General features: G+C 50.5%; 22 protein-coding genes and 4 pseudogenes. 13 read left to right on the top strand and 13 right to left on the bottom strand.

Annotated elements, in window-relative coordinates:
• Positions 1-41 precede the first annotated feature (41 nt).
• The 7 genes from tcyN to ACU8XX_RS09595 form a co-directional block, all read right to left on the bottom strand.
• Positions 42-794: an L-cystine ABC transporter ATP-binding protein TcyN gene (gene tcyN, locus ACU8XX_RS09625; protein ID WP_001272994.1), complete on the bottom strand. Its 753-nt coding sequence runs from the start codon at positions 792-794 to the stop codon at positions 42-44.
• A complete protein-coding gene (gene tcyL / locus ACU8XX_RS09620; protein WP_001158220.1) occupies positions 791-1,459 on the bottom strand; it encodes a cystine ABC transporter permease in 669 nt (222 codons plus the stop codon). Before tcyL ends, tcyN begins: the two co-directional genes overlap by 4 nt.
• A gap of 14 nt (positions 1,460-1,473) precedes the next feature.
• Complete coding sequence (gene dcyD, locus ACU8XX_RS09615) at positions 1,474-2,460, bottom strand: D-cysteine desulfhydrase (RefSeq protein WP_001128215.1); 987 nt, start codon at positions 2,458-2,460, stop codon at positions 1,474-1,476.
• A gap of 104 nt (positions 2,461-2,564) precedes the next feature.
• Positions 2,565-3,365: a cystine ABC transporter substrate-binding protein gene (gene tcyJ, locus ACU8XX_RS09610; RefSeq protein ID WP_001295643.1), complete on the bottom strand. Its 801-nt coding sequence runs from the start codon at positions 3,363-3,365 to the stop codon at positions 2,565-2,567.
• Positions 3,366-3,452: 87 nt separating this feature from the next.
• A complete protein-coding gene (gene fliZ / locus ACU8XX_RS09605; RefSeq protein ID WP_001344677.1) occupies positions 3,453-4,004 on the bottom strand; it encodes a flagella biosynthesis regulatory protein FliZ in 552 nt (183 codons plus the stop codon).
• Positions 4,005-4,049: 45 nt separating this feature from the next.
• Positions 4,050-4,769: an RNA polymerase sigma factor FliA gene (gene fliA / locus ACU8XX_RS09600; RefSeq protein ID WP_001087467.1), complete on the bottom strand. Its 720-nt coding sequence runs from the start codon at positions 4,767-4,769 to the stop codon at positions 4,050-4,052.
• 319 nt (positions 4,770-5,088) lie between these two features.
• A complete protein-coding gene (locus ACU8XX_RS09595; protein WP_016242212.1) occupies positions 5,089-6,138 on the bottom strand; it encodes a flagellin N-terminal helical domain-containing protein in 1,050 nt (349 codons plus the stop codon).
• A gap of 247 nt (positions 6,139-6,385) precedes the next feature.
• On the opposite strand from ACU8XX_RS09595, the gene fliD reads away from it, so the two are divergent.
• From fliD to amyA, 4 genes are all read left to right on the top strand, one after another.
• On the top strand, positions 6,386-7,801 hold the full coding sequence (gene fliD, locus ACU8XX_RS09590; RefSeq protein ID WP_000146830.1) for a flagellar filament capping protein FliD: 1,416 nt from the start codon (positions 6,386-6,388) through the stop codon (positions 7,799-7,801).
• A 15-nt stretch (positions 7,802-7,816) separates the two neighbouring features.
• Positions 7,817-8,227 (top strand): flagellar export chaperone FliS, encoded by a 411-nt coding sequence (fliS, locus tag ACU8XX_RS09585; protein WP_000270663.1) that lies wholly within the window; start codon positions 7,817-7,819, stop codon positions 8,225-8,227.
• Positions 8,227-8,592 (top strand): flagella biosynthesis regulatory protein FliT, encoded by a 366-nt coding sequence (fliT, locus tag ACU8XX_RS09580; protein ID WP_001015033.1) that lies wholly within the window; start codon positions 8,227-8,229, stop codon positions 8,590-8,592. The genes fliS and fliT overlap by 1 nt, the downstream gene beginning before the upstream one ends.
• A 77-nt stretch (positions 8,593-8,669) precedes the next feature.
• Complete coding sequence (gene amyA / locus ACU8XX_RS09575; RefSeq protein WP_112034165.1) at positions 8,670-10,157, top strand: alpha-amylase; 1,488 nt, start codon at positions 8,670-8,672, stop codon at positions 10,155-10,157.
• A gap of 33 nt (positions 10,158-10,190) precedes the next feature.
• Here amyA and yedD read toward each other — a convergent pair whose 3' ends face one another.
• Positions 10,191-10,604 (bottom strand): lipoprotein YedD, encoded by a 414-nt coding sequence (gene yedD / locus ACU8XX_RS09570; protein WP_001295642.1) that lies wholly within the window; start codon positions 10,602-10,604, stop codon positions 10,191-10,193.
• A 186-nt stretch (positions 10,605-10,790) separates the two neighbouring features.
• On the opposite strand from yedD, the gene yedE reads away from it, so the two are divergent.
• The 3 genes and pseudogenes from yedE (at position 10,791) to ACU8XX_RS09555 (ending at position 13,006) form a co-directional block, all read left to right on the top strand.
• Complete coding sequence (gene yedE / locus ACU8XX_RS09565; RefSeq protein ID WP_000118901.1) at positions 10,791-11,996, top strand: selenium metabolism membrane protein YedE/FdhT; 1,206 nt, start codon at positions 10,791-10,793, stop codon at positions 11,994-11,996.
• Entirely contained in the window at positions 11,993-12,226 is a 234-nt protein-coding gene (yedF, locus tag ACU8XX_RS09560; RefSeq protein ID WP_000790504.1) for a sulfurtransferase-like selenium metabolism protein YedF, read from the top strand. The genes yedE and yedF overlap by 4 nt, the downstream gene beginning before the upstream one ends.
• Positions 12,227-12,334: 108 nt before the next feature.
• Positions 12,335-13,006 (top strand): annotated as a pseudogene (locus ACU8XX_RS09555) (SOS response-associated peptidase).
• Here ACU8XX_RS09555 and ACU8XX_RS09550 read toward each other — a convergent pair.
• A pseudogene (locus tag ACU8XX_RS09550) lies at positions 12,991-14,154 on the bottom strand (RNA-guided endonuclease InsQ/TnpB family protein). The pseudogenes ACU8XX_RS09555 and ACU8XX_RS09550 sit on opposite strands and share 16 nt — an antisense overlap.
• A 7-nt stretch (positions 14,155-14,161) precedes the next feature.
• Between ACU8XX_RS09550 and tnpA the strand changes: the two are divergent.
• Positions 14,162-14,587, top strand: a pseudogene (tnpA, locus tag ACU8XX_RS09545) (IS200/IS605 family transposase); the annotation flags it as partial.
• A 979-nt stretch (positions 14,588-15,566) separates the two neighbouring features.
• On the opposite strand, the gene ACU8XX_RS09540 reads toward tnpA, so the two are convergent.
• The 3 genes from ACU8XX_RS09540 to emrE all read right to left on the bottom strand — a co-directional run bounded on the left by ACU8XX_RS09540 (position 15,567) and on the right by emrE (position 17,426).
• Positions 15,567-16,364 carry a helix-turn-helix transcriptional regulator gene (locus tag ACU8XX_RS09540; protein ID WP_000879835.1) on the bottom strand — a complete coding sequence of 266 codons (798 nt, stop codon included), beginning with the start codon at positions 16,362-16,364 and terminating at the stop codon, positions 15,567-15,569.
• Between the two features lie 9 nt (positions 16,365-16,373).
• Positions 16,374-16,925: a Raf kinase inhibitor-like protein YbcL gene (gene ybcL, locus ACU8XX_RS09535; protein ID WP_000734031.1), complete on the bottom strand. Its 552-nt coding sequence runs from the start codon at positions 16,923-16,925 to the stop codon at positions 16,374-16,376.
• 168 nt (positions 16,926-17,093) lie between these two features.
• Complete coding sequence (gene emrE / locus ACU8XX_RS09530) at positions 17,094-17,426, bottom strand: multidrug efflux SMR transporter EmrE (protein WP_001070440.1); 333 nt, start codon at positions 17,424-17,426, stop codon at positions 17,094-17,096.
• 198 nt (positions 17,427-17,624) lie between these two features.
• Here emrE and ACU8XX_RS09525 point away from each other — a divergent pair.
• Positions 17,625-17,726 (top strand): annotated as a pseudogene (locus ACU8XX_RS09525) (integrase); the annotation flags it as partial.
• Positions 17,727-17,759: 33 nt separating this feature from the next.
• Here ACU8XX_RS09525 and fliE read toward each other — a convergent pair.
• The gene (gene fliE / locus ACU8XX_RS09520) at positions 17,760-18,074 is read right to left on the bottom strand and encodes a flagellar hook-basal body complex protein FliE (protein ID WP_001274294.1); all 315 of its coding nucleotides are present in this window, start codon (positions 18,072-18,074) and stop codon (positions 17,760-17,762) included.
• Between the two features lie 214 nt (positions 18,075-18,288).
• Here fliE and fliF point away from each other — a divergent pair, with 214 nt between their 5' ends.
• Genes fliF through fliI form a run of 4 tightly spaced genes read left to right on the top strand, consistent with a single transcriptional unit; the run spans position 18,289 to position 22,987 of the window.
• Positions 18,289-19,947 (top strand): flagellar basal-body MS-ring/collar protein FliF, encoded by a 1,659-nt coding sequence (gene fliF, locus ACU8XX_RS09515; RefSeq protein ID WP_000994427.1) that lies wholly within the window; start codon positions 18,289-18,291, stop codon positions 19,945-19,947.
• Entirely contained in the window at positions 19,940-20,935 is a 996-nt protein-coding gene (gene fliG, locus ACU8XX_RS09510) for a flagellar motor switch protein FliG (RefSeq protein WP_000067950.1), read from the top strand. Before fliF ends, fliG begins: the two co-directional genes overlap by 8 nt.
• Positions 20,928-21,614, top strand: coding sequence for a flagellar assembly protein FliH (gene fliH, locus ACU8XX_RS09505; RefSeq protein WP_001282694.1), 687 nt, complete (start codon positions 20,928-20,930; stop codon positions 21,612-21,614). The genes fliG and fliH overlap by 8 nt, the downstream gene beginning before the upstream one ends.
• Positions 21,614-22,987, top strand: a complete 1,374-nt coding sequence (gene fliI / locus ACU8XX_RS09500) for a flagellar protein export ATPase FliI (RefSeq protein WP_000213294.1) — start codon at positions 21,614-21,616, stop codon at positions 22,985-22,987. Before fliH ends, fliI begins: the two co-directional genes overlap by 1 nt.
• The last annotated feature ends 11 nt before the right edge of the window (positions 22,988-22,998 follow it).

Raw genomic sequence — 22,998 nt, 5'->3', positions numbered from 1 at the left:
CCCGCCCCGACAGGTGAATCGTCGGGGCTGATTTTTTCTTATTATTGCAGCAGAAACTTCTCGAGGAACTGGCGGGTGCGAGGCTGCTGGGGATCGGCAAATAACGCTTTTGCTGCCCCCTGCTCGACTATCCGCCCCTGGTCCATAAAAATCGCCCGGTCCGCAACATCCCGGGCAAAGCTCATTTCGTGCGTCACAATCACCATCGTGCGCTTTTCCTGCGCCAGCTGACGGATGGTGTTCAGGACTTCGCCCACCAGCTCTGGATCCAGCGCCGACGTTGGCTCGTCAAACAAAATCACCTCAGGACGCATTGCCAGCGCACGTGCAATCGCAACACGTTGCTGTTGACCGCCAGACAAACGACGTGGATAGCTGGTTTCTTTACCGGCCAGCCCAACTTTCGCCAACAGCTCGCGAGCGCGCGCCGTGGCCTCTTCTTTCGGTTCGCCTTTGACGATCACCGGCCCTTCAATAATGTTTTCCAGCACCGTACGATGCGGAAACAAATTAAAGTTCTGGAAGACAAACCCGACGTGCTGACGCAACTGGCGAATCAGCGATTTTTGCTGACTTAATGAACGTGCAGTATCAATAGTGATATCGCCAACGGTGATAGTTCCCGCTTCCGGTTGTTCCAGCAGATTTATGCTGCGTAGCAACGTGGTTTTGCCGGAACCACTCGGACCGATAATTGCCACCACTTCGCCAGGCTTTACCTCAAGGTCGATACCGTGCAGTACCGTCTGACCGTGAAATTTTTTCACCAGGTTCTTAACTTCAATGGCACTCATTTTGGTTCTCTCTCCTGGCGATTAAGTTGATTCTCAAAATGGTTCTGCAACGTCGATAATACTGTCGCCATGATCCAGTAGATGAGCGAAGCCGCCAGGTACATGGTGAACACCTCCAGCGTGCGCGAGGTAATCAACTGCGCCTGACGGAACAGCTCCGGCACCTGAATTGTCGCGGCCAGCGACGTATCTTTTACCAGGCTGATAAAGCTGTTCGACAGCGGCGGCAACGCCACCCGCGCCGCCTGTGGCAAAATCGCGCGACGCATAGTCTGCCATGGCGTCATACCAATACTGGCAGCTGCTTCCCACTGACCTTTATCAATAGAAGAAATGGCGGCGCGCAGCGTTTCGGCAGCATAGGCGGCAGTGTTGAGCGACAGACCAATCATTGCTGACGGAATGGGATCTAATTCGATACCAAACTGCGGCAGGCCGTAATAGATCATAAACAGTTGTGCGATGAGCGGTGTACCACGAAAAATAGAGATATAAAAACGCGCCAGCCAGCGCACGGGCCAGATTGGCGACAGGCGCATCAGCGCGAGAATAAACCCGAGCAGTAAGCCAAAAAACATGCCGCCGATACTGAGTTGCAGCGTATACCCAGCCCCTTTCAGCAGGAACGGCAAGGAATCAATAACCAGTTGTATACTTTCTTGCATGAGCGTTCCCGGAGCTAAACGTGGGGATGATAGGCGAACAGCGCAGGCGCACCGCCGGTATGAATAAACAGAATCGGCCCTTCATCTTTGAAACGTTTCTGACTGATACCGTCAATCAGACCCGCCATCGCTTTTCCGGTATACACAGGATCAAGCAGAATGCCTTCCAGCCGCGCCAGCAATTTCACTGCTTCCATGCCTTCGTCGTTCGGCACGCCGTAGCCAGGTGCAAAATAGTCATCCCAGAGTAAAATTTCCGCTGATGCGGTCAGCTCCAGTTCTTTCGCAATCGCCTGTTGTAGGTTAACCACTTTCGGCAATTGATCGGCAACGGAACGCGACACGGTCACGCCAATCAGTTCGCTTTCAGGCATCAGGTGTTCCAGCCCAACAGCCAGTCCGGCGTGAGTTCCGGCACTGCCCGATGCGACCACCACCGACGAAATATTAACCGCCCCTTCACACTGTTGCGCGATTTCCAGCGCACTCTCCACATAACCCAGCGCGCCCAGAGCATTAGAACCGCCAACCGGAATGACATACGGGCGAAAGCCTTGTGCTTCGACTCGCGTCGCCAGCTCTTCCAGTTGGGCATTGGGATCGGTCAGTGCGTCGCACATTTCAATCTGGGTATTGAACAGATCCAGCAACAAACGATTGCCGTTGGTTAAATAGTTTTCTGCGGTTGTACCAATAGGATTTTCCAGCAGCGCCACGCAGTGCAGACCGAGTTTCGCAGCGACTGCGGCAGTCTGGCGCACATGGTTAGACTGGATCGCCCCGGCAGTAATCAGCGTATCGGCACCTTCACGCAGAGCATCTGCCGCGAGAAATTCCAGCTTACGTAATTTATTGCCGCCCATTGCCATGGGTGTGACGTCATCCCGTTTGATGAAAATTTCCCGTCCAAGATAATCAGAAAAGCGCGGCAGATATTCGAGCGGCGTTGGCGCGCCGATAAACTCCAGCCGTGGAAAACGGGTTAAATTATGCAGTGGCATAACAGCCTCCGATGTATGTTGTTGTGATTTTCTTATTATGCACGCTGAAAACGCGTAAATAAAAAAGGCGCTAGTGAAAGCGCCCTTTTTTGTCATTATACTGATTATTTGGTCACATCAGCACCAAACCATTTTTCGGAAAGAGCTTGCAGAGTGCCGTCTTTTTGCATTTCCGCAATTGCATCATTCACCGCTTTCAGCAGGTCTTCATTTCCTTTACGCAGCGCCACGCCAGACTCCTGACGGGAGAATGCTTCACCGGTTACTGCCAGCGTATCGTTGGTTTTCTTCACCAGATCCAGCGCCGCCAGACGATCAACGAGGATCGCATCGATACGCCCTACGCGCAGATCCTGATATTTGGTCGGGTCATCATCATAGGTACGCACATCGACACCCTGAACATTCTGACGCAGCCACTCTTCATAGTTGGTGCCCAGACCGACACCCACTTTTTTGCCTTTCAGATCAGCAGCTGTTTTAATGGTGCCTTCGTTACCTTTTTTCACCAGCGCCTGAATACCGGAAATGGTGTAAGGGGTAGAGAAATCGTATTTTTTCTTGCGCTCGTCAGAAATGGTGACCTGATTAATCACCACATCAATGCGTTTAGAGTCCAGCGACGCCAGCATACCGTCCCATTTGGTCGGTTTTAGTGACGCCTCAACGCCAAGATGTTTTGCCAGCTGTTGGGCAAATTCCACTTCAAAACCGGTTAATTTGCCGTCATCTCCCTGAAAACTGAACGGCGGATAAGTGCCTTCCAGCCCTACCAGCAGCGTGCCGCGCTCTTTAACTTTATTAAGCAGACCTTCATCTGCAAAACTTTTAACGCTCATGCCCGCAACCAGCGCTACGGCCATCACACCCATCAATGCCTGACGTCCCAGATGTGCTAATTTCATATTTACCCCGAATGTTGTTATGTCTGTTTGCAGTGTAGAGCCATTGTTTGTAAACACAAAAACAACTCCGCTACATCTTATTCTTATTTAATATATATCAGAAGCAGGCAGGCTGGAGGATTTCTGCACAAGTCCGGTACACGTTTGACGCTGATAGTGTTGATACTTCCGTAATGCGATGCGGTAATTGTTGGTGCTGGTGGTGGGCAGCCACGGGGCGAGGATTTCATCAAGGAAACCGTCCTGCAGCGGATCGAGGGAAATATTTTGCTCGTGTAGATGATTCCCCAAACGGCGCAGACGAACGACATATTCACGCACCGTACCAGGGCTCATTTCAGTTTGCTCAAAAAGAAATTGCTTAAAGCCGATAATATCGAAAAAATCACTCTGCGTTTTGCAATGTAAATCACCGCAGAATCGGCACAATGCCGCCCATGATTTTTGTTCCACTTGCCAGCCATTTTCATCAAGCAGCATGTCCAGGCGGGAAATCTCGATTTTATTCACTATTTTGCCGTCGCGAACGAGGGTAATGCGGTCGAGTAATTTACGGCAATGCGCGCAATGGGTCTGGCTGTGTTTAAAGTCTTTAAGATAGCGGCTTAATGGCCGTCTTTTCAGGTGCTGCACCATCATTAAGAACTCCTGGTAGTCAAAATTAAAGTGCGGCATTTACTGACGTTATAACTTACCCAGTTTAGTGCGTAACCGTTTAATGGCCTGGCTGTGTAACTGACTGACCCGCGATTCCCCGACCTCCAGCACCGCGCCAATCTCTTTGAGATTCAGCTCTTCCTGGTAATAGAGGGTTAATACCAGTTTTTCGCGCTCCGGCAACGTTTCGATAGCTTCCATCACCCGCTGGCGCAGATTACTGTCCAGCAGTTGTTGTAGCGGGTTTTCTCGCTGATGATCATCAGTAACCAGTTCGATGCTATCGCCGTGCTCTTCGCGCCACTCATCGTAGGAGAAGAGCTGGCTGTTATTGGTGTCGAGCAACATTTGGCGATAATCGGCAATATCGATCCCTAAACGTTCCGCTACCTCAGTTTCCGTGGCGTTGCGGCCAAGTTCCTGCTCCAGTTGCCCTATTGCCTGTGCCACTTCACGCGCGTTGCGTCGCACGCTGCGCGGCACCCAGTCACGGCTGCGAAGTTCATCCAGCATAGCGCCACGGATACGCTGCACTGCGTAAGTTGTAAATGCCGTTCCTTGTAGGGCGTCATAGCGTTCGACGGCATTAAGTAACCCAATGCCGCCCGCCTGTAGCAGATCGTCAAGTTCCACGCTCGCGGGCAGTCGAACCTGCAGGCGCAATGCTTCGTGACGCACCAGCGGGACATAACGCTGCCACAGCGAGTGTTTATCCATTACACCTTCAGCGGTATAGAGTGAATTCACGATAAACAGCCCTGCGTTATATGAGTTATCGGCATGATTATCCGTTTCTGCAGGGTTTTTAATCGGACGATTAGTGGGTGAAATGAGGGGTTATTTGGGGGTTACCGGTAAATTCCATGCAGAAAAAACCCCGCCGGTGGCGGGGAAGCACGTTGCTGACAAATTGCGCTTTATGTTGCCGGATGCGGCGTAAACGCCTTATCCGGCCTACAAAAATGTGCAAATTCAATAAATTGCAATTCCCCTTGTAGGCCTGATAAGCGCAGCGCATCAGGCAATTTGGCGTTGCCGTCAGTCTCAGTTAATCAGGTTACGACGATTAACCCTGCAGCAGAGACAGAACCTGCTGTGGTACCTGGTTAGCTTTTGCCAGCACGGAGTTACCGGCCTGCTGGATAATCTGCGCTTTCGACATGTTGGACACTTCGGTCGCATAGTCGGCGTCCTGAATACGGGACTGCGCTTCAGACAGGTTGGTGGTGGTGTTGTTCAGGTTGGTGACCGCAGAATCCAGACGGTTTTGAACGGCACCGAGGGAGGAGCGGAATTTGTCGACTTTAGCGATTGCGGCATCCAGTGCTTTTAACGGATCGGCTGTAGCGGCTCCCGCCACTTCCGCTGCACCAACAGTTACCGCCGCCGCCGTACCGGTAATGGCTACAGTGGCTTCCATGTATTTACCGGTTGCAGAATCAACGACCGCATATTTAGTACTGTTAGACGCGGTGTCAGTGTAAGACAGTAAATTGACTTGTTTACCCCCAGCATCCTTGACATCCGCAGCAGCAATTGCTGTACCATCAGCAGCCGTCAGTTTCGCCGCGCTGAAATCCGCCATGCCGGACACGGTAAATCCTTTCAGATTCAAAGTGGTACTGTCGATTTGTTGCAAGCCAATGCTGATCGTCTGGTTATCATTGGCACCAATCTGAATCTTCATCGAATCGTTTTTCGACAGCACGTTCACACCGTTGAACTGGGTCTGACCAGATACACGGTCAATTTCATCAAGACGGGATTTGATTTCGTCCTGAATAGAAGACAGGTCGGAATCAGAGTTCGTGCCGGTAGAGGCCTGAACGGTCAGTTCACGAATACGCTGCAAGTTGTTGTTAATCTCTGACAGCGCGCCTTCAGCCGTCTGCGCCAGAGAAATACCGTCGTTGGCGTTACGTGCGGCCTGAGTCAGACCTTTGATGTTAGAAGTAAAGCGGTTAGCAATCGCCTGGCCCGCGGCGTCATCTTTAGCGCTGTTAATACGCAGACCAGAAGAGAGGCGCTCGATAGAAGTCGACAGCGCAGACTGGTTTTTGTTGATGTTGTTCTGAGTGATCAGCGAGAGGCTGTTGGTATTAATGACTTGTGCCATAATTCATTTTCCTGTTTTCAAGTCTACGGTTTAAGTATTGGGCTTCCACCCTTCGGCTTCGTCGCCGTCAACCCTGTTATCGTCTGGTCACTCACAACCTTTAGAATTTTTTTCTAGCGGTCGAAATACTCCCCTTCCTCGTTGCTGTTCGTGCCATTAAGGCAAAAAATAAATCGTAAACTTTACCCCGCTTACGCCGATAACCCCGGTATTCGTTCTATACACGTCGCATGATTAAGGAAACTATATGGCTAGTATTTCAACGCTTGGGGTTGGGTCGGGGCTGGACTTAAGCAGCATCCTTGACAGTCTGGAGGCGGCAGAAAAATCTACCCTGACGCCGATATCAAAACAGCAAAGCTCTTACACCGCGAAACTGAGCGCCTACGGGACGCTGAAAAGTGCACTAGAGAGTTTCCAGACAGCCAACACAGCACTGAATAAAGCCGATTTATTTACCGCCACCTCAACCACCAGCAGTTCATCGGCTTTCAGCGCCACCACCACGGGCAGCGCGATTGCTGGGAAATACACCATTAGCGTTAGCCAACTGGCGCAGGCACAGACGCTGACAACAAAAAATAGTCAAAAAGACAGTAAAGCCGCCATCGCCACCAGCGATAGCGTACTGACCATCCAACAAGGCGGCGGTAAAGATCCGGTCACGATTGATATCAGCGCGGGTAACTCGTCACTTTCCGGCATTCGCGATGCCATTAACAACGCCAAAGCTGGTGTCAGCGCCAGTATCATCAATGTGGGAAACGGCGAATATCGTCTGTCCATCACCGCTAACGATACGGGCAGCAATAACGCTATGAAACTTAGCGTCAGCGGCGACAGCGCCCTGGAAAGTTTTATGGGTTACAACGGAACGCCGGGTGATAGCAGCAATGGCATGATTGAAAGCGTCACCGCGCAAAACGCCAAACTGACAGTCAATAACGTTGAGATTGAAAACAGCAGTAACACTATCAGCGACTCACTGGAAGATATCACCCTCAACCTGAATGACGTCACCACCGGTAATCAGACACTGACCATCAGTAAAGACACATCCAAAGCTGAAAATGCGGTTAAAGCGTGGGTGGATGCCTATAACACATTGCAGGATACATTCAGCAGCTTAACCAAATACACCGCTGTCGATGCCGGAGCTGAAAGTCAGGACTCCAGTAATGGCGCATTACTCGGTGACTCCACACTGCGTACCATCCAGACTCAGCTTAAAACCTTGCTCGCCAATACTCACAGCAGTTCAAACTATAAAACGCTGGCACAGATTGGCATTACCAGCGATGCCAGTACCGGCAAGCTGGAAATCGCGACCGACAAACTGCAAACGGCGCTAAAAAATGATGCCGCTGGTATCGGTGAAATGTTTATAGGTGACGGCAAAAGTACTGGGGTAACCACCGGCATTAGTAACAACCTGACCAGTTGGCTCTCTTCCACCGGGATAATCCAGGCAGCAAAAGATGGCGTCAGCAAAACGCTGAATAATTTGACCGACCAGTACAACGCAGCCAGTGAACGTATCGATACCTTAATGACGCGCTATAAAGCCCAGTTCACCCAATTAGATGTGTTAATGAACTCGCTGAACTCCACTAGTAGCTATCTGACACAGCAGTTCGACACCTCAAATAGCAACTCGAAATAATCTTCAGGAGAGACTATGTACGCGGCAAAAGGCACCCAGGCCTATGCACAAATTGGCGTCGAAAGCGCCGTAATGAGCGCCAGCCAGCAGCAGCTGGTCACCATGCTATTTGATGGAGTGCTGAGCGCACTGGTTAGAGCGCGCCTGTTTATGCAGGACAACAATCAGCAAGGCAAAGGCGTCTCTTTGTCAAAAGCGATCAACATCATTGAGAACGGACTGCGGGTGAGTCTTGATGAAGAGAGCAAAGACGAATTAACCCAAAACTTGATTGCTCTTTATAGCTATATGGTCAGGCGCTTGCTGCAAGCCAATTTACGCAACGATGTCTCCGCAGTCGAAGAAGTGGAAGCATTAATGCGCAATATTGCCGATGCCTGGAAAGAGTCTTTACTCTCCCCTTCTTTGATTCAGGACCCAGTCTGATGAACCATGCACCGCATTTGTATTTCGCCTGGCAACAACTCGTCGAAAAAAGCCAGCTCATGTTACGCCTGGCAACGGAAGAACAATGGGACGAACTCATCGCCAGCGAAATGGCGTATGTGAATGCGGTGCAGGAGATTGCACATCTGACTGAAGAGGTTGACCCGTCCACCACGATGCAGGAGCAGCTCCGCCCGATGCTGCGCCTGATTCTCGACAACGAAAGCAAGGTAAAGCAGTTATTACAGATTCGGATGGATGAACTGGCGAAACTGGTCGGTCAGTCATCGGTGCAAAAATCGGTGTTAAGTGCCTATGGCGATCAGGGCGGCTTTGTGCTGGCTCCGCAGGATAACCTCTTTTGAATCTGAACGAGTTGATGGCTCGCGAATAATCCGATTACGGCTACGCTTCTAATGTTCCCCTTGAATGGAGTCGAAGAATGCGTAATCCCACGCTGTTACAATGTTTTCACTGGTATTACCCGGAAGGCGGTAAGCTCTGGCCTGAACTGGCCGAGCGCGCCGACGGTTTTAATGATATTGGTATCAATATGGTCTGGTTGCCGCCCGCCTATAAAGGCGCATCGGGCGGGTATTCGGTCGGCTACGACTCCTATGATTTATTTGATTTAGGCGAGTTTGATCAGAAAGGCAGCATCCCTACTAAATATGGCGATAAAGCACAACTGCTGGCCGCCATTGACGCCCTGAAACGTAATGACATTGCGGTGCTGTTGGACGTGGTAGTCAACCACAAAATGGGCGCGGATGAAAAAGAAGCTATTCGCGTGCAGCGTGTAAATGCTGATGACCGTACGCAAATTGACGAAGAAATCATTGAGTGTGAAGGCTGGACGCGTTACACCTTCCCCGCTCGTGCCGGGCAATACTCGAAGTTTATCTGGGATTTCAAATGTTTTAGCGGTATCGACCATATCGAAAACCCTGATGAAGATGGCATATTTAAAATTGTTAACGACTACACCGGCGAAGGCTGGAACGATCAGGTTGATGATGAATTAGGTAATTTCGATTATCTGATGGGCGAGAATATCGATTTCCGCAATCATGCCGTGACGGAAGAGATTAAATACTGGGCGCGCTGGGTGATGGAACAAACGCAATGCGACGGTTTTCGTCTTGATGCGGTCAAACATATTCCGGCGTGGTTTTATAAAGAGTGGATCAAACACGTACAAGAAGTTGCGCCAAAGCCGCTGTTTATTGTGGCGGAATACTGGTCGCATGAAGTCGATAAACTGCAAACGTATATTGATCAGGTGGAGGGCAAAACCATGCTGTTCGATGCGCCGCTGCAGATGAAATTCCATGAAGCATCGCGCATGGGGCGCGACTACGACATGACGCAGATTTTCACGGGTACATTAGTGGAAGCCGATCCTTTCCACGCCGTGACGCTCGTTGCCAATCACGACACCCAACCGTTGCAAGCCCTCGAAGCGCCGGTCGAACCGTGGTTTAAACCGCTGGCGTATGCCTTAATTTTGTTGCGGGAAAATGGCGTTCCTTCGGTATTCTATCCGGACCTCTACGGTGCGCATTACGAAGATGTCGGTGGTGACGGGCAAACCTATCCGATAGATATGCCAATAATCGAACAGCTTGATGAGTTAATTCTCGCCCGTCAGCGTTTCGCCCACGGTGTACAGACGTTATTTTTCGACCATCCGAACTGCATTGCCTTTAGCCGCAGTGGCACTGACGAATATCCCGGCTGCGTGGTGGTCATGTCGAACGGGGATGATGGCGAAAAAACCATTCATCTGGGAGAGAATTACGGCAATAAAACCTGGCGTGATTTTCTGGGGAACCGGCAAGAGAGAGTAGTGACCGACGAAAACGGCGAAGCAACCTTCTTTTGCAACGGCGGCAGCGTCAGCGTGTGGGTTATCGAAGAGGTGATTTAAATTCATCCCCGGCGGCAAGCCGGGGAGATTTCATTACGGCAGTGGCGTCGGTAACGGCGCTTTATCCAGCGCGGCGGCACACTCTGCGGTCGGGCGATCCACACGCTCCATCGTCATACCATCGTACTCAATGGTGTTACCGTCACGCTCAACCTCGTACAGCTCACGTTTTACGGTAACGTTAGTGAGATCATCAGACATCAATGTCAACTTGCCCGGCACAGCAATCACCCGCTGCCACTGACGGCAATCCAGGGTATCGCCCTCTTTAGTGACAATGAGGCTGCCTATCGCTTCCGGACTGACCAGCGCACGTTGCGGTCCTTTGGTCTGCCAGTAGCCCGCCAGCCAGTCCGGCGCGGGGGTTTTCACGACATTGTTATAGTTTTCGACTTCGGCACAGCCCGCCAGCAACATGAGCGCGCCTGCAATTGCGAGTTTTTTCATCATTCGTCCTGCATGAGAAGAAAAGAGGATTGTGGCATTAAAGCCCTGATGTCGCCAGCCTTTCAAAGTTCAGAGAGAAATTTGATCTAACTATTATTTTTGTGAATTATTACCCCGAAAATAAATTTGCTTGATGTATGATTCGCGACTCTTGTTTCAAACCTTCTGAGTTCAGAGGCTACATTCATGTCATGGCAGCAATTCAAACACGCCTGGTTGATTAAATTCTGGGCACCCATCCCTGCGGTCATCGCGGCGGGTATTCTCTCCACTTACTATTTTGGCATTACTGGCACCTTTTGGGCTGTCACGGGTGAATTTACCCGTTGGGGCGGTCAGCTCCTGCAGCTGTTTGGCGTCCATGCTGAAGAGTGGGGTTATTTTAAAATTATCCATCTGGAAGGATCGCCATTAACCCGCATCGACGGGATGATGATCCTCGGTATGTTTGGCGGCTGCTTTGCCGCAGCGCTGTGGGCCAACAATGTCAAACTGCGCATGCCACGCAGCCGTATCCGCATTATGCAGGCCATCATTGGCGGTATTATCGCTGGTTTTGGCGCGCGTCTGGCAATGGGCTGTAACCTGGCGGCGTTCTTTACCGGTATTCCTCAGTTCTCGCTGCATGCCTGGTTCTTTGCCATCGCCACTGCCATTGGTTCATGGTTTGGCGCACGCTTTACCCTGCTGCCCATCTTCCGTATTCCCGTGAAAATGCAGAAAGTTTCTGCCGCCTCACCGCTGACGCAAAAACCGGATCAGGCGCGGCGTCGTTTTCGTCTCGGGATGCTGGTCTTTTTCGGTATGCTGGGCTGGGCGCTGCTCACGGCGATGAACCAACCCAAACTGGGGCTGGCAATGCTGTTTGGCGTCGGCTTTGGTTTACTGATTGAACGTGCGCAAATCTGCTTTACTTCGGCGTTCCGCGATATGTGGATCACCGGACGTACCCACATGGCGAAAGCAATCATTATCGGTATGGCGGTGAGTGCCATCGGGATCTTCAGTTACGTACAGTTAGGCGTTGAACCCAAAATCATGTGGGCGGGACCAAACGCGGTAATTGGTGGTTTACTGTTTGGTTTTGGCATCGTGCTGGCAGGCGGCTGCGAAACCGGCTGGATGTACCGCGCGGTAGAAGGCCAGGTGCACTACTGGTGGGTCGGTCTGGGCAACGTGATCGGCTCAACGATTCTGGCGTATTACTGGGATGATTTCGCTCCGGCGCTGGCCACCGACTGGGACAAAATCAACCTGCTGAAAACCTTTGGCCCGATGGGTGGCCTGCTGGTGACATATTTGCTGTTGTTTACTGCGCTGATGTTGATTATCGGCTGGGAAAAACGCTTCTTCCGCCGTGCGGCACCGCAGACTGCTAAGGAGATCGCATGAAAAATATCGTTCCTGATTACCGCCTTGATATGGTGGGTGAACCCTGCCCTTATCCGGCAGTCGCAACCCTTGAGGCGATGCCGCAGTTAAAAAAAGGTGAGATCCTGGAAGTGGTGAGCGACTGTCCGCAGTCGATCAATAATATTCCACTGGATGCTCGTAATCACGGCTATACGGTGCTGGATATTCAGCAAGACGGGCCGACCATTCGTTATTTAATTCAGAAGTAATCCCTCATTCCCGCTGTGGCCAACAGCGGGAATATCGTTGCCTCTGTACCACATAGATTTTACCCGCCCCCTCTCCTATTCTTTTCAGTGTGCTCTCAGGAGGTTGCTATGTGTGGACGCTTTGCCCAATCCCAAACGCGTGAAGATTACCTTGCGCTTCTCGCGGAAGATATTGAACGCGATATTCCCTATGATCCCGAACCCATTGGCAGATACAACGTCGCGCCGGGAACCAAAGTTCTTCTGCTCAGTGAACGTGATGAACACCTTCATCTGGATCCGGTTTTCTGGGGATATGCTCCCGGATGGTGGGATAAACCGCCGCTGATTAACGCCCGCGTAGAAACTGCGGCCACCAGTCGTATGTTTAAACCGCTCTGGCAACATGGTCGGGCAATCTGTTTTGCCGATGGCTGGTTTGAGTGGAAAAAAGAAGGCGACAAAAAACAGCCTTATTTTATCTATCGTGCTGACGGATAACCTGTTTTTATGGCCGCGATAGGTAGCACACCGTTTGAGCGCGGTGACGAAGCCGAAGGATTTTTAATTGTCACTGCAGCAGCAGACCAGGGTCTGGTAGATATTCATGACCGCCGCCCGCTGGTACTGTCGCCAGAAGCTGCGCGGGAATGGATGCGGCAAGAGATTGGCGGTAAAGAAGCATCAGAAATTGCTACCAACGGCTGTGTGCCAGCAAACCAGTTCACCTGGCACCCGGTATCGCGCGCGGTAGGTAATGTCAAAAACCAGGGCGCGGAGTTAATTCAACCTGTTTGTTGACATCCTCCACAGGCAAGAACGGCGTGCCCCGCCGCTAAAATGTTACGAGCGCCATTTACATCGGCGTTCGCTGTATATCCACATACCTGGCATCTGAATTTACTTTGTGACAGGCGATTTTCTTTCGCTGTATGACCACAGCACGCGCAACGCTGGCTTGTGTACGCTGGCGGAACAGCAAGCACCTGACCGCCACTCCAGAGCTGCTTGTACTCAAGCTGGCGGCGCATTTCATACCAGCCCTGATCCAGTATCGGACGGTTTAAACCTGATTTTGCCCGGACATTGCGCCCCGGCTGGCTGACCGTACCCGCTGCTGACTTTGACATGTTGCTGACCTTCAAATCCTCAATGACTATCATTGCGTGGTTTTTGCTGACGGTCGTTGTGACTTTGTGAAGGTAGTCCCTGCGGATATTTGCGATACGGGAATGCAGTCGCTGTATTTTGCATTTCTGCTTCTGCCAGTTGTTGCTGAATTTGACCTTGCGGCTTAACTGCCGCTGAAGTCTCGCCAGCTTCTTCTAGTTTTTCTGCAAACTGTTTACAGGCTCAAAGACTGTGCCATCTGACAGCGTGGCGAGTTTAGCCACGCCAGCATCCAGCCCGACCATTGATGCTGAAGGGTGAACCGGAGTTGATACTTCACTTTCTGTCTGAATACTGATGTACCACTTACCGCAGGACTGGCTGACAGTGACATTTTTCACAACACCCGTGACCTGACGGCTGTTCCGGTAGCGCATCCAGCCCAGTTTCGGCAGAAAAATACGGCTGTTTTCCTGATCGAGCTTAACGCCCTGCGGGTAGCGGAATGCATCATTCTGTCCCCGCTTTTTGAATCGGGGAAAAGCAGCCCGCTTCCGGAAGAAGTTTTTGTAAGCCCGCTCAAGGTCTTTCAGTGACTGTTGCAATGGCTGTGAGGGAGAATCTTTAAGCCATTGCGTTTCAGTGGCATTTTTCCACTCAACCAGCCAGGAAGCCATTTTCCCGTAAGGGATGTATTTATTACCGGCCTCATGATTCTCATTCTGACGTGCCAGAGCACGATTGAAAACGAAACGACATGCGCCTGCGAAGCGCCTCATTTCACACTCCTGTTGACCACCTGGTCTTAACTGGAATTTAAATGCCTGTAATCGTTTCACAGGCCAAATGATACTTTGGTCTATGAATAAAGAAACCGATATCCGACGGGGAAGGCATTGTGTTTTCCTGATGCATGTTCACCTGGTCTTTGTCACCAGATACCGACGTCAGATTTTTGACCATGACGCGACAGAAAAACTACGCGCTTACTTTTCAAATGTATGTGCTGATTTTGAAGCTGAACTGGTTGAAATGGATGGCGAACCAGATCACGTCCATTTGTTAATTAACTATCCTCCCAAACTGGCGATATCCAGTCTGGTAAACAGCCTCAAAGGCGTATCGGGTAGGTGACTGCGACGAGATCGACCAGATATTGCAGTCAGGTATTACTACAAAGGCGTTTTGTGGAGTCCTGGCTATTTTGCCAGTAGCTGCGGAGGTGCGCCAATATCCGTCATCCGCCAATACGTTGAACAACAGCAAACACCTGGTCAGGTGGAAAACCGCGCCTTATATCCCCGCCCTGAAGGACGGGGTTTTACGGCGCACCGGATAAGCCTGGAGATTACCTACACCAGCATGGACATCATTGTACTATGCCCCGTACATGCCCCATCACATCCTCAACATCAAAGTATTAGAGCCTTGCAAACCATTATGCGTCTCAGTTTGTCTCATCTATCTTACGCAAAAAAAAATAGAACTAATATCAAGCGGCGCTATATTGCGTATTAAATAAAACCACCTCAATTACATTAATAAATCCAAACAAACATCATGCAAATAATTTCCATGGTTATTTCTAGGCTATTTAAATTAAATAAATAAATTATGAGTCAATCATAAATAACAACCTTTGATATAATTTGACTACCAAATTTATATTCGTTCACAAAATAGTCATGCATTGTGTGCAATAGAAACAGTTCAGATAAAGATAGGGTTCTACTTCACAATTTAAATGAGAAACTAAAACTTACATCTTGAAATAATCTCATTGATTGGATGAATATTTATAGTGCAGTGACATCATTTTTAAATAATAGTTCAAATAAAAGGGCTCACGATGAAAAAATTAACAGTGGCAATTTCTGCTGTAGCTGCATCTTAACGTATAAACCAGATTTAATAACAACGAACTAGATTTAATAACAACAAACTAGATTTAATAACAACGATATCCGTACCTATCCGGATATCTAATGTCATAAGCATCCCTTTAATTATCCCCTCAACCTCTTGTAACTTTCCCACTCTTGAACTCCACATAGTCCAAACGCCGGATGCAAAAAAATCACACGTGCATTTCTGAAATTGTGATGGAGGAAGATAGTATCAATTATATGTGCTTATAAACGTCCCCGATTAGCGCAGAAGTCACCGGATTGTTCAGGCTCCAATAGGTTGAGTATGCCGTATTTATTTTCCAAAATAAAAATCGATGCTGTTGCTCCTTCATAAAATACTTTTACTCTCTGGACGCTTTTCTTAGCTCTCTTGGTGTTATCTTAAAACGATTATGGAACCTTTCAGTAAAACGAGAAGGACACTTGTAACCATTTTCCCTGGCAATCTCGCTGATGGGTTTTACTGTCGTTTGTATAGCAGACAACGCATTATTTAACCTCACGTCGTCCAATATACTTTGAAAACTTACTCCCTCGCTTGCCAGACGGCGATGCAATGTGGAAACAGAAATGTAGAGATATCTCGCTACCTTGTTTGCTGTCCATTTTGTTCCAGGTTCGGATAGCATTAGGTTATAACAACGACTTGTTAATGATTGTTTACTATCTGATAAAAGTAAACAATTAACATGATGTGCTCCTAATGAAAGTAGAACGCCCATTGCTAAGTGTTCCTGAATTTGCGTTGAGAAGCCTCGGGAAATAGATGTTTTTAGTTGCTCCCAACAATATATTAACTCGGGATTCTGAGGTAAGCAGAAACCTGTCGTGTTACGAATTTGATCGGTTATCGCATAAAGATTTTGGAACTTTTCAATTAGATCAATGGGATAATAAAGCATTTCTGCAAGATAAAGACCTGCTTCTGGGTAATTCGCAATATAAAATTCATATCCACAGGGAAATAATATTATCTGATTATTATCAACAGTTAGACTATGCGTCTCCCAATTGATAACTTTTTTTCCCTGACGGATACGACATAAAGCTGGCATAAGAGGCTTAACCCTGTGAATCTCATGATGTTTATGCATCCGTATTTCTTCAATCTTTAGGTTAGTCCTATCTTTTGCCAGCATACTCTTATCCTACTTTACCTCATAAACGGGTATTATCTCAGCGGTTGCAATTTTATTGGCATTAAGCATATAACCAACTAACGCTCCGCTGGAATTAGAATCCACAGGAATCTTATCAGTTTTTAGAGCCCATATTTTAAACTGGTAATGATGGGGTTTATCTCCTTTGGGAGGACATGCTCCACCAAATCCCGCATAGCCAAAATCATTTCGGCCTTGGACAGCACCAGTCGGAAGTTTTGTACCATCACGTCTTCCTGCATCAGCGGGCAAATATGTTACCGTTGCTGGAATATTAGCAACAGTCCAGTGCCACCATCCGCTGCCTGTAGGCGCATCTGGATCATACACAGTTACGGCAAAGCTTTTGGTGCCTTCTGGAGCACCAGACCAGGTTAATGAAGGCGATGTATTACCCCCCTCACACCCAAATCCAGAAAATACATGAGACGTTGTAAGTTGCTCTCCTGTTTTTATTTCATTACTAGTGACCTGAAATGCTGCGGCCTGCGCAGAAAATGTTATGAATGCCAATACACTTGAAACGATAAGTTTTTTCATAAAAACCTCTTTGTTGTGACCTATCGTTATTTTATTTGATGTGCATTGATCTCATTATGCAAAAAGGCGCAATGATCGCGCAAATGCAATCATAATTATAAAGTTGCCCCGAACATTAGCCATAATATGCACAAATCAGATTCCTGTTATCTCAAGGATGATTATTTTTTAATGCGGTGCGCTTCGTGACAACAAGTTAATGACTAACACACCGGCACAAATCAACATCATGCCTATGATGGCTGGCAAGTCCAGTCGTTGGCCAAAAAATCCCCAGGAAAGCAAACTAATCAGAACGATACCGACTCCTGACCAGATAGCATAAGCAATCCCTGTAGGTATATAAGCCAGTGTCTGAGCTAATAACCAAAATGATGCACAATAGCAAATAATTGTGCCAACAGAGGGCCATAACCGTGTAAACCCCTCTGAAAACTTCATTAAGGTTGTACCAATGACCTCTGCAAGTATTGCGCCACCAAGATAAATATAAGGGTTCATAGCATATTCTTTCCTGTTCATACTGGAGAGAATTGTACTACAGTTTGAACACAACTCACCGTTTTCATCCTGGTGTATGTGTATCCAGGGGGCTCTGGCGTGGCAAGACATAAAGGCAGGAACAATAATGATCAGAAGGAACCCCAGGCTAACAAAAGAGTTCACTCTTCCTATGAGCAAAGCGAAGACAAAACATGTTATCGCGTTTACGGATCGTGGATGGCAGAAAACTTTCAGGATCAGGTATCCATTTTAAACCAGAAATTGAGTGAGTTTGCCCCATCCATGCCCCAAGCGGTGAGATTGGAAGTAATTAACAACAGGTTACAAAACCTACACCTGCATGGACATCACTTCCTGATACGCCGCCACCAGCTTATTACGCACCTGAATCCCCATTTGCATAGAAACTGAGGCTTTTTGCATATCGGTCATCACATCGTTTAACGCCACGCCGGGTTCACCGAGGGTGAATTTTTCTGCCTCCGTGCGGGCGGCTGTTTGTGTATCGCTTATGCGATCGAGCGCGGCGTGCAGCTGCCCGGCAAAACTAATGGACGGTTGCGGCAGTGAATCCTGCGCACGCGCACTCATCGCCGTAGCCTGTAACTGGCTGATAACCCCTTCAATCCCCTGTATCGCTGACATTTTCGTCTCCCGGATAATTTCTGGTAGCAAAGCCTACCAGTAAGTCAATAAGACAAAGGCGCTAAATAGCAACAAAAAAACGGGTTTATTGGCGGATAGAAAAAAACGAAAGCACAAATAATGGGAGCGTCAATTTTTCGAGTTTGCTGACCCGGGAGTGAGTCTTGTTCCACTTTGCCAATAACGCCGTCCATAATCAGCCACGAGGTGCGCGATGAATGCGACTGCAGCCCAGACAAAATCTCTTGAGTGGCTTAATCGCCTGCGTGCGAATCCGAAAATTCCATTGATTGTTGCCGGTTCCGCGGCAGTGGCGGTCATGGTCGCACTGATCCTGTGGGCGAAAGCCCCCGACTACCGCACATTATTCAGCAATCTTTCCGATCAGGATGGTGGCGCAATTGTCAGCCAACTGACGCAAATGAATATTCCTTACCGCTTCAGCGAAGCCAGCGGCGCTATTGAAGTTCCGGCAGATAAAGTTCACGAACTGCGTCTGCGCCTGGCACAACAAGGTTTGCCCAAAGGCGGCGCGGTCGGTTTTGAACTACTCGATCAGGAAAAGTTTGGTATCAGCCAGTTCAGCGAACAGGTGAATTATCAGCGGGCGCTGGAAGGCGAGCTTTCTCGTACCATCGAAACTATCGGCCCGGTAAAAGGGGCGCGCGTACATCTGGCAATGCCGAAACCGTCTTTATTCGTCCGTGAACAAAAATCCCCTTCTGCATCGGTGACGGTAAATCTGTTACCCGGCCGCGCACTCGATGAAGGGCAAATTAGCGCCATTGTGCATCTGGTTTCCAGCGCCGTTGCTGGTCTGCCGCCGGGAAACGTCACGCTGGTGGATCAGGGCGGACATCTGTTAACCCAGTCCAATACCAGCGGGCGCGATCTTAATGATGCTCAGTTGAAATATGCCAGCGATGTCGAAGGCCGTATTCAGCGGCGTATTGAAGCAATCCTGTCGCCTATTGTTGGTAACGGTAATATTCACGCCCAGGTCACGGCGCAGCTGGACTTCGCCAGTAAAGAACAAACGGAAGAACAGTATCGCCCTAACGGTGATGAATCTCATGCGGCGCTTCGTTCACGCCAGCTTAATGAGAGCGAGCAAAGCGGTTCCGGTTATCCGGGCGGCGTACCGGGGGCGTTGTCGAATCAACCGGCACCTGCGAATAACGCGCCAATCAGCACGCCTCCGGCAAATCAAAATAACCGCCAGCAGCAGGCGAGCACCACCAGCAATAGCGGGCCGCGTAGCACACAGCGGAATGAAACCAGTAACTACGAAGTCGATCGCACCATTCGTCATACCAAAATGAACGTGGGCGATGTGCAACGTCTGTCAGTCGCGGTAGTGGTGAATTACAAAACCTTGCCAGACGGTAAACCATTGCCTCTCAGCAACGAACAGATGAAGCAAATTGAAGATCTGACCCGCGAGGCGATGGGCTTTTCTGAAAAACGCGGTGACTCGCTCAATGTCGTTAACTCGCCGTTCAATAGCAGTGACGAAAGCGGCGGAGAACTGCCGTTCTGGCAACAGCAAGCGTTTATCGATCAGTTGCTGGCTGCCGGTCGCTGGTTGCTGGTACTGCTGGTGGCGTGGCTGCTGTGGCGGAAAGCGGTACGCCCGCAGTTAACACGTCGCGCCGAGGCGATGAAAGCTGTACAGCAACAGGCGCAGGCCCGTGAGGAAGTGGAAGATGCGGTGGAAGTCCGCCTGAGCAAAGACGAACAACTCCAACAACGACGCGCTAACCAACGTCTGGGGGCAGAAGTCATGAGCCAGCGTATCCGTGAAATGTCTGATAACGATCCGCGCGTGGTGGCGCTGGTCATTCGCCAGTGGATAAATAACGATCATGAGTAACCTGACAGGCACCGATAAAAGCGTCATCCTGCTGATGACCATTGGCGAAGACCGGGCGGCAGAGGTGTTCAAGCACCTCTCCCAGCGCGAAGTGCAAACTCTTAGCGCTGCAATGGCGAACGTCACGCAGATCTCCAACAAGCAGCTAACCGATGTGCTGGCGGAATTTGAGCAAGAAGCTGAACAGTTTGCCGCACTGAATATCAACGCCAACGATTATCTGCGTTCGGTATTGGTCAAAGCTCTGGGTGAAGAACGTGCCGCCAGCCTGCTGGAAGATATTCTCGAAACTCGCGATACCGCCAGCGGTATTGAAACGCTCAACTTTATGGAGCCGCAGAGTGCCGCCGATCTGATTCGCGATGAGCATCCGCAAATTATCGCCACCATTCTGGTGCATCTGAAGCGCGCCCAGGCCGCCGATATTCTGGCGTTGTTCGATGAACGTCTGCGCCACGACGTGATGTTGCGTATCGCCACCTTTGGCGGCGTGCAGCCAGCCGCGCTGGCGGAGCTGACCGAAGTACTGAATGGCTTGCTCGACGGTCAGAATCTCAAGCGCAGCAAAATGGGCGGCGTGAGAACGGCAGCCGAAATTATCAACCTGATGAAAACTCAGCAGGAAGAAGCCGTTATTACCGCCGTGCGCGAATTCGACGGCGAGCTGGCGCAGAAAATCATCGACGAGATGTTCCTGTTCGAGAATCTGGTGGATGTCGACGATCGCAGCATTCAGCGTCTGTTGCAGGAAGTAGATTCCGAATCGCTGTTGATCGCGCTGAAAGGGGCCGAGCAGCCACTGCGCGAGAAATTCCTGCGCAATATGTCGCAGCGTGCCGCCGATATTCTGCGCGACGATCTCGCCAACCGTGGTCCGGTGCGTCTGTCGCAGGTGGAAAACGAACAGAAAGCGATTCTGCTGATTGTGCGCCGCCTTGCCGAAACTGGCGAGATGGTAATTGGCAGCGGCGAGGATACCTATGTCTGATAATCTGCCGTGGAAAACCTGGACGCCGGACGATCTCGCGCCACCACAGGCAGAGTTTGTGCCCATGGTCGAGCCGGAAGAAACCATCATTGAAGAGGCCGAACCCAGCCTTGAGCAGCAACTGGCGCAACTGCAAATGCAGGCCCATGAGCAAGGTTATCAGGCGGGGATTGCCGAAGGTCGCCAGCAAGGTCATGAGCAGGGCTATCAGGAAGGACTGGCCCAGGGGCTGGAGCAAGGTCTGGCAGAGGCGAAGTCTCAACAAGCGCCAATTCATGCCCGGATGCAGCAACTGGTCAGCGAATTTCAAACTACCCTTGATGCACTTGATAGTGTGATTGCTTCGCGCCTGATGCAGATGGCGCTGGAGGCGGCACGTCAGGTCATCGGTCAGACGCCAACAGTGGATAACTCGGCACTGATCAAACAGATCCAACAGTTGTTGCAGCAAGAACCGTTATTCAGCGGTAAACCACAGCTGCGCGTGCACCCGGATGATCTGCAACGTGTGGATGATATGCTCGGCGCAACCTTAAGTTTGCATGGCTGGCGCTTGCGGGGCGATCCCACACTCCATCCTGGCGGCTGTAAAGTCTCCGCCGATGAAGGCGATCTCGACGCCAGTGTCGCCACTCGCTGGCAAGAACTCTGCCGTCTGGCAGCACCAGGAGTGGTGTAATGACCACGCGCCTGACTCGCTGGCTAACCACGCTGGATAACTTCGAAGCCAAAATGGCGCAGTTGCCTGCGGTACGTCGCTACGGGCGATTAACCCGCGCTACCGGGCTGGTGCTGGAAGCCACCGGATTACAATTGCCGCTCGGCGCAACCTGTGTCATTGAGCGTCAGAACGGCAGCGAAACGCACGAAGTAGAAAGCGAAGTCGTTGGCTTTAACGGTCAACGGCTGTTTTTAATGCCGCTGGAGGAAGTGGAAGGTGTCCTGCCCGGCGCGCGGGTTTATGCCAAAAACATTTCGGCTGAAGGACTGCAAAGCGGCAAGCAGTTGCCGCTCGGTCCGGCGTTATTAGGTCGCGTTCTGGACGGCAGCGGTAAGCCGCTCGATGGCCTGCCCTCCCCCGATACGACGGAAACCGGTGCGCTGATTACCCCGCCATTTAACCCGTTGCAACGTACACCGATTGAACATGTGCTGGACACCGGCGTGCGCCCAATCAATGCCCTGCTTACCGTTGGGCGTGGGCAGCGTATGGGGCTGTTTGCCGGGTCCGGCGTTGGTAAAAGTGTGCTGCTGGGGATGATGGCACGTTACACCCGCGCCGATGTCATTGTCGTGGGTTTGATTGGTGAACGTGGGCGCGAAGTAAAAGATTTTATTGAGAATATCCTCGGTGCCGAAGGGCGTGCACGCTCCGTGGTGATTGCCGCTCCGGCGGATGTCTCTCCGCTTCTGCGAATGCAAGGTGCCGCCTATGCCACGCGCATTGCCGAAGATTTTCGCGATCGTGGTCAGCATGTGTTGCTGATTATGGACTCCCTCACCCGCTACGCGATGGCCCAGCGTGAAATTGCGCTGGCGATTGGCGAACCACCCGCCACCAAAGGTTATCCCCCGTCGGTGTTTGCCAAATTACCGGCACTGGTCGAGCGTGCCGGAAATGGCATTAGCGGCGGCGGATCGATTACCGCGTTTTATACCGTGCTCACCGAGGGCGATGACCAGCAGGACCCCATTGCCGACTCCGCGCGGGCAATCCTCGACGGTCACATTGTGCTGTCTCGCCGACTGGCGGAAGCCGGGCACTATCCGGCTATCGATATTGAAGCGTCGATCAGCCGCGCAATGACGGCGTTGATCAGCGAGCAACATTACGCGCGAGTGCGCACCTTCAAACAGCTGTTGTCGAGTTTTCAGCGTAACCGCGATCTGGTTAGCGTCGGCGCGTATGCCAAAGGCAGCGATCCGATGCTCGATAAAGCCATCGCCCTGTGGCCGCAGCTGGAGGGCTATTTGCAACAAGGCATTTTTGAACGCGCGGACTGGGAAGCGTCTCTCCAGGGGCTGGAGCGTATTTTCCCGACAGTGTCATAACCCAGGAGATA

The organism is Escherichia sp. MAL-1, assembly GCF_052948035.1.
This window is presented reverse-complemented; position numbering and strand designations above follow the sequence as displayed.

Bases quoted from the DNA above. Each gene is read 5' to 3' on its own strand.
- tcyN (WP_001272994.1), bottom strand. From the start codon at position 794: ATGAGTGCCATTGAAGTTAAGAACCTGGTGAAAAAATTTCACGGTCAG.
- tcyL (WP_001158220.1), bottom strand. From the start codon at position 1,459: ATGCAAGAAAGTATACAACTGGTTATTGATTCCTTGCCGTTCCTGCTG.
- dcyD (WP_001128215.1), bottom strand. From the start codon at position 2,460: ATGCCACTGCATAATTTAACCCGTTTTCCACGGCTGGAGTTTATCGGC.
- tcyJ (WP_001295643.1), bottom strand. From the start codon at position 3,365: ATGAAATTAGCACATCTGGGACGTCAGGCATTGATGGGTGTGATGGCC.
- fliZ (WP_001344677.1), bottom strand. From the start codon at position 4,004: ATGATGGTGCAGCACCTGAAAAGACGGCCATTAAGCCGCTATCTTAAA.
- ACU8XX_RS09595 (WP_016242212.1), bottom strand. From the start codon at position 6,138: ATGGCACAAGTCATTAATACCAACAGCCTCTCGCTGATCACTCAGAAC.
- fliD (WP_000146830.1), top strand. From the start codon at position 6,386: ATGGCTAGTATTTCAACGCTTGGGGTTGGGTCGGGGCTGGACTTAAGC.
- fliS (WP_000270663.1), top strand. From the start codon at position 7,817: ATGTACGCGGCAAAAGGCACCCAGGCCTATGCACAAATTGGCGTCGAA.
- fliT (WP_001015033.1), top strand. From the start codon at position 8,227: ATGAACCATGCACCGCATTTGTATTTCGCCTGGCAACAACTCGTCGAA.
- amyA (WP_112034165.1), top strand. From the start codon at position 8,670: ATGCGTAATCCCACGCTGTTACAATGTTTTCACTGGTATTACCCGGAA.
- yedD (WP_001295642.1), bottom strand. From the start codon at position 10,604: ATGAAAAAACTCGCAATTGCAGGCGCGCTCATGTTGCTGGCGGGCTGT.
- yedE (WP_000118901.1), top strand. From the start codon at position 10,791: ATGTCATGGCAGCAATTCAAACACGCCTGGTTGATTAAATTCTGGGCA.
- yedF (WP_000790504.1), top strand. From the start codon at position 11,993: ATGAAAAATATCGTTCCTGATTACCGCCTTGATATGGTGGGTGAACCC.
- ACU8XX_RS09540 (WP_000879835.1), bottom strand. From the start codon at position 16,364: ATGCTGGCAAAAGATAGGACTAACCTAAAGATTGAAGAAATACGGATG.
- ybcL (WP_000734031.1), bottom strand. From the start codon at position 16,925: ATGAAAAAACTTATCGTTTCAAGTGTATTGGCATTCATAACATTTTCT.
- emrE (WP_001070440.1), bottom strand. From the start codon at position 17,426: ATGAACCCTTATATTTATCTTGGTGGCGCAATACTTGCAGAGGTCATT.
- fliE (WP_001274294.1), bottom strand. From the start codon at position 18,074: ATGTCAGCGATACAGGGGATTGAAGGGGTTATCAGCCAGTTACAGGCT.
- fliF (WP_000994427.1), top strand. From the start codon at position 18,289: ATGAATGCGACTGCAGCCCAGACAAAATCTCTTGAGTGGCTTAATCGC.
- fliG (WP_000067950.1), top strand. From the start codon at position 19,940: ATGAGTAACCTGACAGGCACCGATAAAAGCGTCATCCTGCTGATGACC.
- fliH (WP_001282694.1), top strand. From the start codon at position 20,928: ATGTCTGATAATCTGCCGTGGAAAACCTGGACGCCGGACGATCTCGCG.
- fliI (WP_000213294.1), top strand. From the start codon at position 21,614: ATGACCACGCGCCTGACTCGCTGGCTAACCACGCTGGATAACTTCGAA.